Origin of the sequence: Exiguobacterium sp. s189 (assembly GCF_018617615.1) — a bacterium.
In the GTDB taxonomy this organism is placed as follows: domain Bacteria; phylum Bacillota; class Bacilli; order Exiguobacteriales; family Exiguobacteriaceae; genus Exiguobacterium; species Exiguobacterium aestuarii_A.
On sequence record NZ_JACSKM010000001.1, the window covers coordinates 127302 to 145733 of the forward strand.

The 18432-nt window shown below is 50.8% G+C and carries 15 protein-coding genes; 3 read left to right on the top strand and 12 right to left on the bottom strand.

The features are described from left to right. Window positions 1–19 precede the first annotated feature (19 nt). Window positions 20–910 (top strand): helix-turn-helix domain-containing protein, encoded by an 891-nt coding sequence (locus tag KNO99_RS00605; protein WP_214744367.1) that lies wholly within the window; start codon window positions 20–22, stop codon window positions 908–910. 211 nt (window positions 911–1121) lie between these two features. On the opposite strand, the gene KNO99_RS00610 is transcribed toward KNO99_RS00605, so the two are convergent. The 11 genes from KNO99_RS00610 to KNO99_RS00660 form a co-directional block, all read right to left on the bottom strand. Continuing rightward, complete coding sequence (locus KNO99_RS00610) at window positions 1122–2084, bottom strand: aldose epimerase family protein (protein ID WP_214744369.1); 963 nt, start codon at window positions 2082–2084, stop codon at window positions 1122–1124. 14 nt (window positions 2085–2098) lie between these two features. Next, a complete protein-coding gene (locus KNO99_RS00615; RefSeq protein WP_214744371.1) occupies window positions 2099–3628 on the bottom strand; it encodes a UDP-glucose--hexose-1-phosphate uridylyltransferase in 1530 nt (509 codons plus the stop codon). Then, window positions 3625–4629 (bottom strand): UDP-glucose 4-epimerase GalE, encoded by a 1005-nt coding sequence (gene galE, locus KNO99_RS00620; protein WP_214744373.1) that lies wholly within the window; start codon window positions 4627–4629, stop codon window positions 3625–3627. Before galE ends, KNO99_RS00615 begins: the two co-directional genes overlap by 4 nt. After that, window positions 4626–5810, bottom strand: a complete 1185-nt coding sequence (locus tag KNO99_RS00625) for a galactokinase (RefSeq protein WP_371743016.1) — start codon at window positions 5808–5810, stop codon at window positions 4626–4628. Before KNO99_RS00625 ends, galE begins: the two co-directional genes overlap by 4 nt. A gap of 22 nt (window positions 5811–5832) precedes the next feature. Further along, window positions 5833–7899 carry an alpha-galactosidase gene (locus KNO99_RS00630; RefSeq protein ID WP_214744375.1) on the bottom strand — a complete coding sequence of 689 codons (2067 nt, stop codon included), beginning with the start codon at window positions 7897–7899 and terminating at the stop codon, window positions 5833–5835. Beyond that, complete coding sequence (locus KNO99_RS00635) at window positions 7896–9884, bottom strand: beta-galactosidase (protein WP_214744377.1); 1989 nt, start codon at window positions 9882–9884, stop codon at window positions 7896–7898. Before KNO99_RS00635 ends, KNO99_RS00630 begins: the two co-directional genes overlap by 4 nt. Before the next feature lie 18 nt (window positions 9885–9902). Further along, the gene (locus KNO99_RS00640; RefSeq protein WP_214694276.1) at window positions 9903–10688 is read right to left on the bottom strand and encodes a carbohydrate ABC transporter permease; all 786 of its coding nucleotides are present in this window, start codon (window positions 10686–10688) and stop codon (window positions 9903–9905) included. Window positions 10689–10700: 12 nt separating this feature from the next. Further along, the gene (locus tag KNO99_RS00645) at window positions 10701–11654 is read right to left on the bottom strand and encodes a carbohydrate ABC transporter permease (protein WP_214744379.1); all 954 of its coding nucleotides are present in this window, start codon (window positions 11652–11654) and stop codon (window positions 10701–10703) included. Between the two features lie 67 nt (window positions 11655–11721). Next, window positions 11722–13023 carry an ABC transporter substrate-binding protein gene (locus KNO99_RS00650; protein ID WP_251130906.1) on the bottom strand — a complete coding sequence of 434 codons (1302 nt, stop codon included), beginning with the start codon at window positions 13021–13023 and terminating at the stop codon, window positions 11722–11724. A gap of 24 nt (window positions 13024–13047) precedes the next feature. Continuing rightward, complete coding sequence (locus KNO99_RS00655) at window positions 13048–13494, bottom strand: hypothetical protein (protein WP_214744383.1); 447 nt, start codon at window positions 13492–13494, stop codon at window positions 13048–13050. A 166-nt stretch (window positions 13495–13660) separates the two neighbouring features. Further along, window positions 13661–14812 carry an ROK family transcriptional regulator gene (locus tag KNO99_RS00660; RefSeq protein ID WP_214744385.1) on the bottom strand — a complete coding sequence of 384 codons (1152 nt, stop codon included), beginning with the start codon at window positions 14810–14812 and terminating at the stop codon, window positions 13661–13663. Between the two features lie 348 nt (window positions 14813–15160). On the opposite strand from KNO99_RS00660, the gene KNO99_RS00665 reads away from it, so the two are divergent. Together KNO99_RS00665 and KNO99_RS00670 are read left to right on the top strand one after the other, a co-directional pair. After that, complete coding sequence (locus KNO99_RS00665; RefSeq protein ID WP_214744387.1) at window positions 15161–15613, top strand: sigma factor; 453 nt, start codon at window positions 15161–15163, stop codon at window positions 15611–15613. Window positions 15614–15618: 5 nt separating this feature from the next. Next, entirely contained in the window at window positions 15619–16545 is a 927-nt protein-coding gene (locus KNO99_RS00670; RefSeq protein ID WP_214744389.1) for a tyrosine-type recombinase/integrase, read from the top strand. A gap of 436 nt (window positions 16546–16981) precedes the next feature. Here the strand turns inward: KNO99_RS00670 and KNO99_RS00675 are convergent, their stop codons facing one another. Beyond that, a complete protein-coding gene (locus tag KNO99_RS00675; RefSeq protein WP_214744391.1) occupies window positions 16982–18400 on the bottom strand; it encodes an oligosaccharide flippase family protein in 1419 nt (472 codons plus the stop codon). Window positions 18401–18432 lie beyond the last annotated feature (32 nt).

Sequence of the window (18432 nt, forward strand, 5' to 3'; positions counted from 1 at the left end):
TTACAAGGAGGAATTTAATATGAATACTTTCGGTACCCATCCAGGAAGTTTAATAAGGGAGCGCAGAAAAGCCTTAAATATGACGCAATCTGTACTTGCAGAAAAAACTGGTATCCATAGAAGTAGTATCATCAGAGTAGAAAAAGGTGACCCTATAAACCAGGAAGATTGGTTTGAAAAAATTGGGCGAACTTTAAAATATTCACCTGAAAAATTAAAAAATAATTATGAATCCTATTTTCAAAAAAGCTCACTCGAATTCACTCCACTGTCATATTCATTTGATGATTCACTTAACTTTATGAACGAGGAATCAAAAAACAATTGGATAAGTGAGTTTATTAATCGCAATGACGGTGACTATGAAATCTTTAGCGAGAGACAATCAATGCTCTCAAAGTATAGAAATGGCAGGGTATTAATAGAAAGATTTCAAGTTGCTATTCACTTACTAACTTCTGCCCTTGTACATTCTGATGTACAATACAAAATTAAAAAAATTAGATACAGCTCTTTCGATGTTAGTTCGTCAATCAACTCTTGGAAAAAACAAAAAAATGATCCAAACATCACTTTTAAAAGTATGATAGAAAATTATAACCTAATACTAGAAGATACTGAAAAGAATTACTCCCTCTTTTTAAAAGAGTTACTTAAAAAAGCTTCTAATCATTACTGGTTAGCATCAAATTTAAGTCACCCATATGAGATTGGGAAACAACCTGCAAAATTAATTGAAGAATATGCCGTTGAGAGACTTTATAACTTTACCGAAGATGTGTATAGAATGTATGTTGCGACTGATTTCATCATGAATGTTTTGAATAAAGTAAGTATTTATGAATTAATTGAAGAGAAAAAAATCTCAGATTATCTTAAGACTATGCATCCTGAACAGTTATTTGAGTAATAACTTCTTCTTATGTGTGCAACGTTCATTACTAACAAAATACTTTTTGCACATATTTAAGAAACTAAAAAATCGACTCTACCGTGTCATGAACTCGTTTTTATTTTTCAAAACAGTAATATAAAAATAAATAATTAATTTTAAATCGTTAAATGTAACCATTATGAGAAAATAGATTTGATGACGCTATTACGTCATCAAATCTATTTTCTCACTCCACCCCAAATCGATACACCGTCCGCGAGTGATACAACTCACCCGGTTTCAGTTCGATCGAGGTCGCGATGTCTGGATGATTCGGGGCGTCCGGGAACGCCTGTGCCTCGAGACAAATCGCGCTATGTTTTTGTCGGCCGTCGAGCGTTACCGGTGTCTCTTCACTGAGGAAGTTACCTGTATAAACGACCATGACCGGTTGATTCGTCTCGACGGTCATCGTCCGTCCGCTCACCGGGTCATGTAATCTCGTCTCCCCGTCCTTCAAAATGAACGGATGATCGAGCCCACCGGCTTTTACAATCGCCTCGTCTCCTGACTCGAGCGCCTCTTGGACCACTTTCCCGTCACGAAAATCAAACGGGGTACCGCTCACATCCCGCAGCTCTCCTGTCGGCAGCGACTCCGTATCGAGCACCCCGACCGAATCGGCTGGTAGCGTCAGCTCATGGTCGTGGATGGTCGGGCGTCCCCCGAGATTGAAGTAGTTGTGATGGTTCAGGTTGACCCACGTCAGTTGGTCCGTCTCCGCCGTCATCGTGACAATCAGTTCATTGTCATCTGTCAGCTCATATAACACTTTGAAGAAGACGTTTCCGGGATATCCTTCTTCCCCGTCCGGGCTCACATACGTGAACTGGATGCACTGTTCGTCGGCATCCATCTCCCAGTAACGGGCCGTGATGCCTTTGTCGCCTCCATGGATATGATGGGGCGCCTCGCTTGGGGTCAAGGCGACACCATCGATCTCCGCGTCACGGATCCGTCCAGCGATTCGCCCGACGACCGATCCGAGATAGACCGGGTTTTCTAAGTATTGAGAGACGTCCCCATATTTCAAGATGACCGAGTCGAGATTGCCGTCTCGGTCCGGGGCCGTCAGTTCCGTCATCGCGCAGCCATAATCGATGGCGGATAGTTTCATGCCGTTGGTGTTTTGAATCGTCGCTTGTTTCACTCGTACAACCACCTTTAGTTCGTTTTCTCTCTCATTCCCGACCTTGGTGTTCCGTACTCCACTTTATCGACATGACTCAGGAGCGAACGGACGAACACATCAAACCGTTCCTGCCCCGTTTCCGTCTGTTTGAAGACACCGGCGTCTTCGAGTCCTTTCACGAACTTGTCGACGACGGCTTGGTCGACGATTGTTTTCGGGTCGCCTGCCTTCTTCCGCAACGTGTCCGCCCATTCCTGATGCATTGCTTCGACTTCGACGTCTTCACCCGCGACATAACGGACGACTTGTTCGAGTTCTGTCTTCAGGCGTGCCGGTAAGACGGCGAGCCCCATCACTTCGATCAAGCCGATATTCTCACGCTTGATATGGTGAACGTCAGCATGCGGATGGAAGATCCCGTCCGGATGTGCGTCGCTCGTCCGATTGTTCCGAAGAACGAGATCGAGCTCGTAGCGCCCGTGCCGCCGTCTCGCGATCGGAGTGACCGTGTTATGCGGGATGCCGTCCGTATACGGGATGACCTCACTCGATTCGTCCTCATAGTCACGCCAATACCCTAGCAACTGATTCGCCAACATGACGAGCTGCTCTTGTTGACGGGAACGGAGACGTACGACCGAGAGTGGCCAGTAGAGTGTCTCAATCTCGACTTGGTCATAGCGCTCCGAGCGATACGTCGAGATGACTCGCGCATCGTCCATCGCAAACCGGTAGCGGCCGGCCTGATAATGGTCGTGCGTCAAAATCGAGCCTCCGACGATTGGCAAGTCCGCGTTCGACCCGGCGAAATAGTGCGGGAACTGTGTGATGAAGTCGAGCAGACGCTCGAACGCGCCCCGGTCGATGACCATGTCGCGTACTTCGTTCGACAACAAGATCGAGTGCTCGTTGTAGTAGAGGTACGGTGAATATTGGAACGACCACGGCTGTCCGCCGAGCGTGAGCGGGATGACGCGATGGTTCGCACGCGCCGGGTGTTTCAAGTGTCCGCCGTAGCCTTCGTTCTCGATCGCGAGCAATCCTTTCGGATAGTTCGACGTCGGGGTCGGCTGCGTCCGGGCGAGTGCGATCTCACGCGGGTCCTTCTCCGGTTTGGAGAAGTTGATGGTGATATCGAGCGTGCCATAGCGGGTCGGTGCTTGATACGTGATGTTGTTCGCGATCCGCCGTGTCTGGATATAGTTTGACGCCTGGCTCATCCGATAGAAATAATCCGTTGCCGCTGTCACGTCCGTCGCACGGAGTTCATTGAAGCGACGCGTCACTTCAGACGGTTTCGAGACGAAGACGTCCATCACTTCGGCCATGAAGCGGTCCTTCTCTTCAAGGATCGGTTCGATCAACTCCTGTTCGAGCGCATACGCGACCAGCTCCTCTAATGCGTCTGGGATTGCCATCGACGGCACAGACGTCGGGACGTCCATGTCGAGTTTATGAAGCGTGGCGAGCACACGGTTCCGTGAATAGATCCGGTCCTGTTCGTCGATCAACTCTGCACGAATCGCCGCCTCGACGAGTGCCTCAATCGTCACATCGATCATCGTCTCACCTCTTTCGCCTGATAACCGAACGGATGGGTCGCATGCCAGTTCCACGCGTCCGTCAAAATCGTCTCGACATTCGAGCGGGTCGGTGTCCAACCAAGGGCGCTTCGTGCCTTCTCAGACGAGGCGATCAACTTCGCCGGGTCGCCGGCGCGGCGTTCTCCGAGTCGGACCGGGATGTCATGCCCCGTCACGTGGCGTGCCGCTTCAACGATTTCAAGCACGGATAGTCCGTTCGCCGTCCCGAGGTTGAACACGTCGCTCGCCCCGTCTTCCCGTAAATAACGAAGTGCGAGAAGATGCGCATCGACAAGGTCTTGAACGTGGATATAGTCACGGATACACGTGCCGTCTTCTGTCGCATAGTCGTCACCGAATACGGTGATGGCGTCACGCTGCCCGTTCGCCACTTGAAGGACGATCGGGATGAGGTGCGTCTCCGGGTCGTGGTCTTCCCCGATCTCCCCGGTCGCGATTGCACCAGCGACGTTGAAGTAACGGAGCGCGACCGAGCGGATGCCGTGCGCCTGGTCACACCAGCGAATCATCGACTCCATCGCGAGCTTCGTCGCCCCGTACGTGTTCGTCGGGTTCGTCAGCGCCGTCTCATCGATCGGCATGACGGTCTGATCGCCGTATGTCGCGGCCGTCGAGGAGAAGACGATCCGCTTCACCCCCGCGTCCCGCATCGCCTCAAGGAGCACCTGTGTCCCGAAGACGTTGTTGTCATAGTAAGCGAGCGGGTCCGTCATCGATTCACCGACGAGCGAGTTCGCAGCGAAATGAAGAACGTCCGTGATCCTTTCTTTCGCGAATACCTCTTTCACAAACGTGCGGTCACGTAAGTCCCCTTCATAGAAACGAACATCTTGCGGGATCGACTCGACGTGTCCCGTCTGAAGATTATCGAGGATGACGACGTCCTCCCCGTCTTTCAATAAGGCACGGACGGCGTGCGATCCGATATAGCCGGCACCGCCGACGACAAGTACACTCATTTCACTTCCTCCTCTACGAGTTCTCGGACGCCGTCCCCGACCGAGGCGACGTAACATGTCGGCGCGTAACCGATCGTCTCTTCGTACTTCGCGGATGTCTGTTCGATCATCGCGTTCGTATCCGTTTGTCGGACGATAGCGATGGCACAGCCACCGAATCCTGCTCCTGTCATGCGGGCCCCGATGACACCTTCACAGCTTTGGGCGGCCGCGACGAGCGTGTCGAGCTCGAGCCCCGTCACTTCATAATCGTCACGAAGCGACGCGTGTGACGCGTTCATCAACTGACCGAACGTCTCAAGGCGTCCTTCTTGTAAAGCGGTATAGGCAAGTTTCGTCCGCTCGTTCTCCGAGACGGCGTGACGTGCCCGTTTGCGGAGCGTCTCCGGCAAGTCGAGGGCGACTTGTTCGAATGTCTCCATTGACAGCTGTCCGAGTGACTCCACGTCGAATTTCGGTTGAATCAGACCGAGCGCCGTGTCACATTCACGTCGTCGCTCGTTATATTTCGAGTCGGCGAGCTCGCGACGTTTGTTCGTGTTCATGATGACGATGTCGTATCCGTCGAGTGCGATCGGTGCGTAGTCGTGATGGAGCGTCTCACAATCGAGGAGCATCGCCTGCCCGGCTTTGCCCATCCCGATGGCGAACTGGTCCATGATGCCACTGTTGACACCGATGAACGTGTTCTCGACCTTCTGTCCAAGTCGGACGAGGTCAAGCCGTTCGAGACCGAGACCGTACACTTCATTCAACATGAACGCCGTCACGAGTTCGAGGGAAGCCGATGACGAGAGACCCGCCCCGTTCGGGATATTGCCCGCGAGGAGGAAGTCGAACCCGTGGATGTCGTGCCCGTCTTGTCGAAGGAGCGTGACGACACCTTTCACGTAGTTTGCCCAGTCGTGGCTCGCCTCATACGTCCCGTCCGTCACAGGGAACGACACGATACCGACGTCCTCGAAGTTGCGTGAGTAGACACGAATCAAATCGTCCTCCCGCTTCTTCACGAGTCCATACGTCCCGAACGTGATCGCACATGGGAAGACGTGCCCTCCGTTATAGTCGGTGTGCTCGCCGATCAAGTTGATGCGACCCGGTGCGAAGAACACCCGGTCTGCTGACACGGCGAACACCTCCTCGAATTGTTGTCTCAGCTGTTCCATGTCAAATGAAAGCATATGGCTTCATCCCTTCCATCGCTCATGCCGGGTGGATGACCAGGCAATACGCGTCATAGTCTGTTTGTTGTGTGAGGTTTATGCCTTGTTCCATCAAATAGCGTCCGCTCAAGGGGCGCCCTTCTAGTTCGTACGTCCGCTCCGGGTCGAGTCCGCGTAGCTTCACGCGTAAGCGGTTCTTCCCGTACTGGCGTCGGTCGGCGTTGACGAGGACGACGTAGTCTTCTCCGTCCGTATAGCCTACGGCGTGGAAGCCGTCCCGTTTGAGCGAGGCGAGACGATGGCTCGTCCCGTGCTGCACGAGCGGGCGGATCGTCTTATATGTCGCGATCCATTCTTTCGCTTCTGCCAATTCTTCTTTCGTCCATTCGAGCAAGTTGCCGCCGATGCCGAGCGTTCCTTGCATGGCGCTGACGAACCGATATCCGAGTGGCAACGAACGATTGTTCAACCAGTTCGGCGCGTCCGTCACCCAGCAGCTCATCATTTTGGCGTTATAGGCGTATGAGAAGCCTTCCTGGATCGTGAGACGGTCGAGTGCGTCCGTGTTGTCGCTCGTCCAAACTTGTTCGACGCGCGAGAGGACACCGAGGTCGATCCGTCCACCGCCGCCGGCGCATGATTCGAACGCGACGTTCGGATGTCTTTCCCGTAACGTGTCGAGGATGCGATACACGGCTTCCGCGTGACGGAGCCACAGTTCCTTCGCGTCACGTAGATGTGGGCTGTCCGGTTCGGAGAAGGCGCGGTTCATGTCCCACTTGATGTAACGGATGTCGTGTCGTCCGAGCAACTCGTCGAGCCATTTCGTCACGTTCGCCTCGACTTCAGGCAAGGCGAGGTTCAAGACGAACTGGTTTCGCGACGTCGTCGACGGACGTCCGTCCGTATAGTAAATCCACTCCGGATGGGTTCGGTACAGGTCTGAATCTGGATTGACCATCTCCGGTTCGACCCATAGCCCGAACTGGAGACCTTTCTCCTTGACGTAGCGGACGAGCGGGTCGAGCCCGTTCGGGAACTTCATCGCGTTGACATGCCAATCCCCGAGTCCGGCCGCGTCCGAGTGACGCTCACCGAACCAGCCATCATCGACGACGAACAACTCACAGCCGATGGCGGCCGCCTCGTCGACGAGACGTTTTTGACCGTCCTCGCTGACGTCAAAGTAGGTCGCCTCCCACGAGTTGTAGAGGACCGGGCGCAACACGTCACGCGTCACTTCCGGCATGATGACGTCGCGCTCGAAATCGTGGGCGTTCTGGCTCATGCCGCCGAATCCGCGTTGTGTATAACCGATATAGCCTGTCGGTGTCGTGAACGACTCCCCCGCTTGAAGCGTCTTCGCAAAGTCGAACGGGTTGATTCCGCCCGTCACTTGCGTGAAGCCGAACTGATCTTTCTCGAAATGGAGCGCCCAATTACCGGAGTGACCAAGGAATCCGTAGACGACTTCCCCATGTGTCTCTGTGGCGTCACTGTCGAGTGCGAACCACGGGTTGCTTTGATGGCTGGTCAACCCGCGACGACTCTCGATCGTCTTCTTACCTGGGAGGAGCGGCCCTTCTTGAAGCTGGAACTCGCTCGTCCACGCCCCGCTGAAATGACGGAGTCGCATGTCGCGCTCGATGAGTCCGAGGCTGAACGACTGTGCGCTATCGAGCGTGACCGTCTCTCCTGCTTTGACGGTCATACGCCGGGCGATGATGTCGTACGCCGGATAAAGCGTGAACTGTAGCGTCACGTGAAGAGACTGAATCGAATCGACCAAATCGATTTCGAGCGTCTCGCCATCGATCCGTGCATCACGGAGTGCGAACACATGCAGCCGTTCCGTCTCGGTATGACTCTTCAACGTCGGTTCCGTATAGACGAGGTCGCCGAACGAGGTGAACTCGTAAGCGGCCACCCCTTCCGGTGTCTCGAACGACGAGTGCAACACGCGCGCGTCCGGTAGTTCGTTGATATCCGACTCATGCAGGCGTCCACCGAGATACTGATGAACGAGACGACCGCGTGCATCGACATCAAACACGTACGTGAGATTCGTCCCGATGAGGGCGAACCGATTGTCGTGACGAACGATCATGCTTCCACCTCCCGTTTGAGGAGGGCGACCGCGAGCGGTTCGAGTTCGAGCGTGCCCGTCACCGTCTCCCCGTCGAGCGTCTGCCACGTACCGTCAAGTTCGATAGATGACGTGACCTCGGTCGAATGGTTCAAATAGAAGCGGATCAACTGCCCGTCCCCATGACGATCGACTTTCTCGACATCGTCCGGGAGTCGGTGCGCGTCAATGCCGGCGCGTGTGAGTGCCTCGTGATAGACCGTGTCGAGCATCGCATCATCGACCGATGAGCCGATATACGTCACGTCGCCTTTATACGTGTGACGCGTGATGGCCGCCGTTCCTTTATAGAACGCCTGCCCGTAAGTCGCTAACACCTCGGCACCTTTTGGCGTGATCAAGTCGCACCAGATGTTCGCCTCAGACACTTGGTCGCCGAGGCGGACCTCGTTCGACTGGACGGCTTGTAAGCTCTCGTACTCGTCAATCTCAATCCCGGCGTACTCGGCGAACTTGCCTGGGAGCGTCAAGTTGTGACAACGGTTGATTGGGTCTTTCACCCCAGTGCGATACGTGAAGATGACGTTCCCACCGTTCTCGATATAGTCGATGAGTGTCTCGTCGAACACATCATTCCCGAGGAAATAGAGTGGGACGATGACGAGCTTATACGAGTCGAGCGCATCACCCGGAAAGACAATATCCGTATTGACCCCTTGACGGACGGCCGCACCATAGAAGCGGACGAACTCTTGTTTGAAGTTGAACGCGTCCGAGTGCGGCTGGTGCGTCCACGCCCATAAGTTCTCTTGGTCGAAATAGACGGCGACGTCCGACTTGTATGCAGCCGCATTGATCATGTCGCCATGCGCGTGAAGCTCTGACATGACGTGTTTCACTTCTTCAAATTTCCGTTTCGGCTTCCCGTCATGGTCGATGATGCCGTGACAGAACTCCTCTGTCCCAAAATCAGCAGCACGGAATCGGAAGTAGACAATTGCCTCGGCACCACGGGCGACAGCTTGATGTGTCCAGAGGCGGATATGTCCTGGTCGTGGCAAGTAGCCGATGCGGCTCCATCCTTGGGCCCCACTGAGTTGCTCCATCACCCAGAACCCTTTTCCTTGTTTTGACGAGCGGCACAGGTCATGGTCGTGCGCCGTCTTCTCGAAACGGTTCGGCTCCGGCAATCCGCCCCAGACCGGGTAGTTGTCGAACGAGACGTAGTCGAGGTCTTGGGCCATCTGTTGCTGGTTGATCGCCATGTCGCTATACACCAGGTTATGCGTGATGAATGCGTCCTCGTGGATGAGCGGACGGAGCGTGTCGACTTGGAGTTTGTTGAACGAGCGATACGCGTCCGAACAGAAACGGTCGAAATCGACGAGAAGTGACGGGTTGTGTTCCTGGAACACGGTGCGAGGAACCGGAATCTGTGTCCATGCCGTATATGTATGGCTCCAGAAGACGGTCCCCCAAGCCGCGTTGAGCGCGTCGAGCGTCTCGTAACGTTCTTTCAGCCATTCCTGGAACGCCACTTGATCGACATCGCCGTACGAGCGGTCCGACTGTTCATGTCCATACTCGTTGTCCGTCTGCCAGCCGATCACGCGCGGATGACGTCCGTACCGTTCCACCATCTTTCGGGTGATGCGTTCACAGTACTCGCGGTATACGAGGCTGTTGACCGTATAATGACGACGGGCACCGAAACTGATGCGGACGCCGTCTTTTGTCACCGGGAGAATGTCCGGATACTTCTCGATGAGCCATGCGGGCGGTGTCGCCGTCGGCGTGCCGAGGACGATGTCAAAGTGTTCGCCGAACGTTTCGACGACCTCGTCCCAAAATGAGAAGTCGAACTCACCGTCTGCCGGCTCCATCATCGTCCAGGCGAATTCGGCCATACGGATGACGTTGACCCCGAGCTCTTTCATCAAGCGGACGTCCTCGTCCCAAAGCGCACGGTCCGTCTGTTCTGGATAATAATCTACTCCTAAATACATGCTGTTCACCTCAATCGATTATTTGACCGCTCCCGAAGTCATGCCTTTTTGTAAGAAGCGTTGGAAGAAGATATAAAACACCATCGTCGGCAAGCTGATCAAGACGAGCGAGGCGTACAGTTTACCAGGGTCCCCGCCGAGCGCTTCCGTGAAGAAAGTCGGTGCCATCGTCACCGTCTGCTTGGCCGGGTCCGTCATGAACGTGAGGACCATCAAGTACTCGTTCCACGAGTTGAGGAACGCGTAGATCGTCGCTGTCGCGAGCGCCGGCTTGGCAAGCGGCATCATGACTTTATAGAAGATTTGGAACGTCGACGCCCCGTCAATATGCGCCGCTTCCATCAATTCGTTTGGCAGCTCATCGAAGTAGCTCTTGATGAGCATGAGACCGAACGGAAGGAAAAAGGCGATTTCGGCACCAATCAATCCCCAATAGCTGTTGAGCCCGTCAAGCGTACGCAATGTGAAGAAGAGCGGCACGATGAGCGAGGCGACCGGTAGCATCAACCCTGCCAAGACGAGATTGAACAACAGGCGCTTCCCAGCGAACTGGAGTTTCGAGAAACCGAACGCCGCAAAGGCGAGAAGCGAGATCGAAATGAGAATCATGAAGAACGCGACGATAAAGCTGTTGATGACGAACTGTGGGAAGTTCGGGTTTTGAAGCGTCGCGATATAGTTTTCAAAGCCGTTGACACGTAAGCTTTCCTTGAACATGACGAAGATCGGGAACAACCAGAGGACCGCCATGAGCGAGAGACCGATATTCGTGAACCATCTTCCTTTTTTCGTTTGCAGTTCCATAGCTACTCCCCCTTAGTCCATTTTCTTCTGTACACGCATCTGGAAGTACGTGATACCGAGAGCGATCGCGAGCAAGATGATGGCGACGGCACTGGCGTAACCGACCTCTTGATGAAGCATCGATTTTCGGAACAAGTACGTCGAGATGACCTCGGTCGAGTTACCCGGTCCACCTTGCGTCGAGATCCAGACGATATCGAACGTCTTCAGACCACCGATGACCCCGAGGATCGTCAATGTGAACGTCGTCCCTTTCAAGTTCGGGAAGACGACGCTCCACAGCGTGCGCCAGAAGCCGGCTCCGTCGATATTGGCCGCCTCGAACACTTCCCGTTCGATCGCGAGCATCGCCATGTAATACATGATCATCGACGAGCCCGTCCACTGGAAGATGTTGATCAAGATAATGGCGTAGAGCGCGACATCCTGGTCACCGAGCCAGTTCTGCTCCAAAGCACCGAGTCCGATCATGCGAAGGAATTCGTTGATGTAACCGAACTGGAAGTCAAAGATTTGCGTGAACGCCGCCCCGAGGACGACCGGGCTTAAGACGACCGGGAAGAAGAACACCGATTTGAAGAACGTCCGGCCCGCGCCTTTCGTGTGAAGCAAATAGGCCAACACGAGCCCGAGACCCGCCTGAATCGTGACCGTCAAGATCGTGAAGATGCCCGTATTTTTGAGCGCGTTATAAAATTCTGGATCTTGGAACATCCGTGCGAAGTTCTCGAAGCCGACATACACTTTCTCAAACGAGATCCCGTCCCACGAGAAGAGCGAGTGATAGGCGTTATAGAAGATGCCGTAATAGATGAAGGCGATGACGAACAGGACGGTCGGGGCGACGAACGCCCAGCCGATCAAGTTCTGCTTCATCCGCTCCTTCTTTCGGATCGGGTTCGGCGCGCTCGGTGGTACCGACGTGAGCTTCGGCTTGGACTTGTTCAAATCGGTTGCTTGTTGCATAAGGTTCCCTCACTTTCAGATTCAAAAAATCGAGCGCCAGTGAGTCTGGCTACTGGCGCTCGTTCGATTATTTACCTTGGTCCGCAATCGCCTGGATGCGTGCGAGTGCTTCTTTCGCATCTTGTCCGGCAGCGATGTTTTGAAGTTCTTTACCGAGTGCGTCGTACACTTTCGGGTCACGGATTCCGCGTCCGGCGACAGCGTTCTTCACCGTCTCGTTCAAGATTTCGTACGACTGACGCTCGACGTCGTTCGTGAACTTGTCTTCGTAAGCGACTTCGATGTCTTTGACGGCTGGTGCCATCTCAAACTTCTCCATGTAGAGCGCTTGGCCTTCGCCTTGCGTCATGTAGGCGATGAAGGCAGCCGCACCTTCTTGTTGTTTCGATTCTTTGTTGACACCGAGTGCCATGTCGATTGAAGCGATGACCGGTTGTTCCGTGCCACCTGCGAGGTTCGGCATCGGGACGAAGCCGATCTCGTCTTCGAAGTTGTTCCACTTGTCACGCTTCTCGACCGTCGTCATCGAGTGGGCTTCCCATGAACCGATGATCCACATCGCGGCTTTCTTGTCGAAGAAGTTGTTCATGCCGTCCATGTATGTCGCAAGACCCAATGCCCCTTCTTGGAACACTTTGTCTTCGTACAGTTGTTGCCAAAGTTCAGCCGTCTCGACCATCTCTTTGTCCGTCCACTTCGCGTCACCCGCGAGCACGTCCTGGATGTAGCCTGGTGCGACCTGGTGGCTCAAGACGTTGAAGACGTCGACGCCGACCCATGCGTCTTTCGCGCCGAGTTGCATCGGGATGACCTTGTCGCCTGAGGCGTTGATCTTGTCGATCGCTGCGACCGTCTCGTCATACGTCTTCGGCGGTGTCACGCCGTATTTGTCGAGGAGCGTCTTGTTGTACATGAGGTATGCCTGTCCTGTGAAGCCGACCGGTACCGCGTACTGTTCGCCGTCGACCGTCGTCTGTTCGACGCCGAGCTCGATCAATTTTTCTTTCCAGCCTTCGCCGGCTGCTTTGTCCATATAGTCTTTCGCTGGTACGAGGCGATCCTTATATTGCGGAATCATCGGTTCCTTGAGACCGATGACATCCGGACCGTCTCCCCCGAGCATCGCGACTTGGAGCTGTTGCTCGTAGTCTTCGAGACGCTTGAATTTGACGACGTAGTCGTCTTGCGATTCGTTGAACGCCTTCGCCATTTCTTCCCCGACTTCAGGTTGTGGCGCCCAGCCCCACCATGTGATGACCGGCTTGCCGTCTTCCGTTGTCGCCGCCGCTTGTTCGTCGTCGCCGCACGCAGCGAGTAAAGATGAGAGCATTAAGACAGATGATGCGAGTGCAATCGTCGTTTTTTTCATGTTCATTCTCCTTTGAATGTGTTGTCACGCCACGATACGATGGCATAACTCCCGAATAAGATGGTCTGGCATCGGGCGATCCCCGAGCCGTGTCAATGTGTACGTGATCAGTTCCAAATCGAGCTTCGGTCCGTCTATGTATGGGCCGACGACGTACAGGTCCGCCCCGAACGGTAATGCGTCCTGTTCTTTCAATCGCCAGAGCAACAGTTCGAACAAGCCGTCCATGTCGTCGAACGACACGTCGCGAGAGAGCGTCGATGCCCGGAACAATCGGATGTCACGCGTCTCCTCGTCATAGAGACGAAAGATGCCGTCGCGTCTAGAGCGCGTGATGATCATGCTCGTCTCCTCGCCTGTGAACGCTTCCATTTCGTCGAAGGCGAAGTCGTGTCGTGCGAACAATCGGGTCGCCCCGTAGCGACCGAAGATCGCATGGAACTGGTCTTTCAATGGTGTCTCTTTTTGCATCGCTACCCCTCCAAACGTGTCGTTGAGAGTGTCACCCCTTACTTAGTAAATTAAATTTATTATCTAACTACACATAGACTATAGCATGCCTTTGTTTACGTTGTAAACGCTTTCTTTTAAAGAAATGAAAAATCGCCTTTCTACAAGAGAAAGACGACTCATTGTTTCATTGAATTTCACCGAACATCTCGTTCGTGATGAGTGCCGCGGCCCCGAGTGCGCCTTGGCTGACATTCCACGGGACGACACGGATGTCGGTCTGACGGGCGTCGAGGGTGAGCGCCGTCTGGGCGACACGATCCTGGATGTTCGTCACGACGTCCGGCGCATAGTTGAAGAGTGGTCCCCCGAGAAGAATACGGCCCGGATTCAAAAGATGGATCATATTGAGCGTGGCGATGCCGATATATTCACCGGCCCGTTCATACAGCTTTTGAACATCTTGATTCGAGCTTACGGAATCACGAAGATCGTCGAGCGTCAGATCATGCGCGAGTTGACGGGCCTCGTTCAAGATGGCACGCTCACCTGCGACCGCCTCTAAACAGCCCCGGTTCCCGCACGAACAGATTGGTCCATCGAGCATGATGCGCATATGTCCGATCTCACCGGCGATGTGATGCTCCCCATCAATCAACTCGCCTGCGTGGACATACGCTCCCCCTATCCCGTATCCGGCATACACATAAAAGAACTCCTCGATGCCGATCGCTTCCCCAAAATACAGCTCACCGAGGGCGAGCGTCCGCACGTCGTTCTCGACGAAGACGTGCTGACCGAGGCGTTTCTCGAGTTCGTGCTTGAGCGGAATGTCGTGCAAGTGAAAACGTGGTGCGAACAAGACGACCCCGTCACCCGCCTCGACCATCCCGTGCACGGAGACGCCGAGTCCGATGACGTCGCCTTCCGTACGGTCGTTCAACGTTATGTACAGTGCGACGATGGCATCGATGAACTCCTCGTTCGTGTCGAACCGTTCGTCATGCCATGCCTCGTCGAGCAGTTCCCCATGGATGTTCGTGACGACCCCATGCAGCTTCCGCTGCGTCGCATCGATGCCGATGACGAAACGGTCGCTCGCCGCGAGCTCGAGCATGATCGGGCGTCGTCCCCCACTCGAGACACCGAGCTCCCGCTCATTGATCAGTCCTTCTTCTTTCAGTTCATTGACGATGTTTGAGATTGTCGGCTTCGTCAAACTCGTCTTCTTGGCGAGCTCAACGCGGGACACCGGCTGATGGAGCCGGATGAGCCGAAGGATGAGCGCCCGATTATAGGACCTCATCCATTTGGAGTTGCGTGGTGTTGTGTTCCCCATGACCATTCCACCTATTCCTGTCATTTTCTTTTAGTATAGCATGTCCGGGAAAGCGGTCAGCGGTTGACTGAAACATTCTTTCATCAAGAAATGATGGAATGTGTCCATCATATCGGTCAAATCGAATGATTCATCTGGTTAATACAACGCCAGCAGGAAAGAAACGCTATTCTTCTCCTTTCTGTCGTTGTTACACCAATGACTAACGCCTCTGTCACCTTAATCCCAATGTTATCGGAGATATCCCCTGGGCTTATGTGTGATAAGGGCGGTCGCTAGGCGGGGGGAATAGCGTTTATACTCGCTTCAACCTAGGAATACGAAAGAGCGCTCGGAAAAGAATCGACGATGAAAACGATTGACGAACAAATCGCAGAATGGGAGCCGATGATCCATTACGTCATCCGCCACTTGAACATCCACCCGAACGAGCAGGACGACTGTGTCCAAATTGCACGCATCGCCCTATGGGAAGCATTGAATCGCGGCTGTACGCTATCGAAGACGTACTGCTTCCAGCGCATCCGTGGGGCGATCCTGAATCATCAACAAAAGAACGCACGGCACCTGAAGCATGAGGTCGCCGCCGAACGGATCCCTGAGCAATGCATGACATCCGAGCGCCATCTGTTTGACTGGCTCGACGAACAACGGAAGAACCTATCCCCACGCCACTTCGAACTTCTCTGTCACCTGATTGACGGCACAGAACAGACGCTCGACTACTCCGCAAGTCGATTGCGCGCGTATAAGGCCGACGTTCAACGTGAGTTGCGAGAAGAGTTATATTCGAAGGAGTGAACAATATGGAACCGATTCAAATCAAAGAAGCGATTACGCGTTACTTGGAAGATGTAGAGATGCGGCAACAACGCTCCCCTGAGACGGTGAAGACGTATCGGAACACGTTACGTCGATTCGAGCAGATGATGCAGCAGTCGAATGTGGTGTATCTGAAAGACGTGGATGAAACTGACCACGCGTTTCCTTATCGAGACAAACTAGTAGATGAAGAGCTAGCGTCCAACACGATTAAAAAATATGTAAGTGTACTCAAGTCGTTCATGTCCTACTCGGTCAAACGAGGATGGATCACATGTAATCCGTTCGTATTCGTCAACGTACTCGGTGCCGAAACAAAACGGGAATATGTGATTTTAAATCGGGAACAGGTGAATCAACTGCTGCATCATGCACACAATGCGACATTGTATAACATCTTTTTGATTGGCTGCGATGCGGGTTTCCGAATCAGTGAAACGTTAGATTTAAAACTCGAGGATGTATCGTTTGAGTCGAACGACATCATCATTCGACACGGGAAAGGGAATAAAATGCGGGAAGTGCCGATGACCGAACGGATCCGAAAATCGTTGGAGCGTTATATTCAGGTCGAACGGCCAAAATCAGACAAGGACTCGCGATACTTGTTCATCATGCCGAACGGCTCAAAAGTCCGCGCGAACTATGTGAATGAATATCTCCTGGATGTATCAGAGGAACAGCTCGGATTCGGAATCACGAGCCACGTCCTCCGTCACAGCTTCGCAACGGAGCTCTATAACGCCGATGTCAAAGTCACGAAGATCAGTCGATTACTTGGTCATGCTTCGACCGAGACGACCGAGTTGTACCTGCACATCTCGAAAGAACAAAATCAAGAAACGATTGAAGTGTTGAATGCAAAGAATCGGGAGGTGGATAAGTTCATCAAAAACAGAAATAGATTTTAAAAACCATATAAAAAACTCGTGACTAAAAAGTAAAATTAATTAGTTGGGTTAAATTAATAAATATGCAGGGTAATCATTAGCGCTACCCTGCATATTATTTCCCACTCCTTACTCTCAGTCGAGACGTCACGGAAGGTAAAGTATGAATGTTTGGTTTAGGTCAATCTTCAGAATCTAATCATATTAATTTATCAGAACCTTTATTGAAATTCACTACACTGTGTCAGCTATATACTTTTAGCATGAACATTTTACGCATCGGATCTTAAGAATATTAAGTTAAATGAATTCATCTAAATTATGGGGCTGGACAGATTAGTAAAGCTAATAAAAATCCATGCCTAAATCATATATAGTGATTTAGGCATGGATTTTTATTAAGTATATTCGAGTAGCTTATTGAATCTTATTTATTATCATCCAATCAACTAAAAATTTAGGTCAATACTAATTTCTTGATTTTAATAATTATAAAAGAAGATGCAGTTGAAATTAGTTTTCTATTTATAAAAACTATGATTGAAAATAAAAAAAGTTCAATGATCATTTCGAGAGCATAATCAAAATTTAAAAATAATATAAATATTTGAAAGGATAAGATAGAGAAATTTAAAGTCAATAACTTTTTGTCCATGTTAATTTGAACAATCTTTTTAGTATCTTTGATTCTCATTAACCACATAATGAAAAAGCTAATCATTGTAGAAAAAGCAGCTCCATTAACTCCGAAAATTGGAATAAAAATAAGAGACATTACAAAGTTTACCACCCCACCTATTAACGTGGTTTTAAAAACACCGTTTGTTTTTTTTGCTGCAATGTAATTTGTCCCCAAAAAACCTGAAAAATTAGCAAATATAACACCCATGAGTAAGAAAGGAACATAGTTCCATGAATCATAAAACTCAGGAGAGACAGTTAAACCGATTATAGTTTTTAGAAAAGCAAAGATTATTGAAGTACCAATAAACAAAACTACGGAAAAATAATTAAAAACATTAGAAAAAATAACAGAACTGTTTTTTGATTTATACTCTTCTATGGCAGATAATTGCCAAGCTTGAAAGAAAATATTATAAAATAACGTAAGAAGGCCCGGTATTTTATTAGCAAGTGCAAACAATCCATTAGCTCCTACACCAATAAAATATATTATTAATACTCTATTTGATGCACTAACAATCCACCATAAAAATGAATTAGGTATTAGAGGAATTGAATATTTTATCATTTCTTTAAGCAAAGATATATCTACATATTTTAAATTTATATATTTATAAATTTTAAGAGTTAAAGCTAAAAAGAATATTGAGAGTATCTCTCCACCGATAAATGCTAAAAGATAACCTTTAATTCCAAGTTCAAAAATCACCAGAAATATTACATTTAAGACAGCAATCGAAATGGCCAGAAAAATTCCATTGAATGCAAAAATCTTTATTTTTCCAATGCCTCTAGAAAATTGAGCCAATAAGACTTGTAGTGCTTGCAAATTTAGAAGAACTAAAACTAAGCCTAAAAAATTAATAGGGTATACATTTAGAATATTAAATATAATGTATGCGATGACAGAAAAAAGAGTCCCCACTAACGTTATCAAAAGTGAAATAGTAAAAACTTGAGTCCTATCTTTGTTTTCATCCATTACAAATCTTAATACCGATTCATATATACTTAAAGTAATTATTGGTAAAATCATGCTAACTAAAGTCGTAATGAAATCAATAGTTCCATATTCATTTACAGACAAGTAATAAGTATGGAGAGGAATCAAAAGAAAGAATATCAGTTTGTTCCCTATATTTCCTATAGCAAAAATCATTGAATTACTTATTAGTTTCCTATATACACTCAATTTCCCACCTCATATTTTACAATAAAAACCAT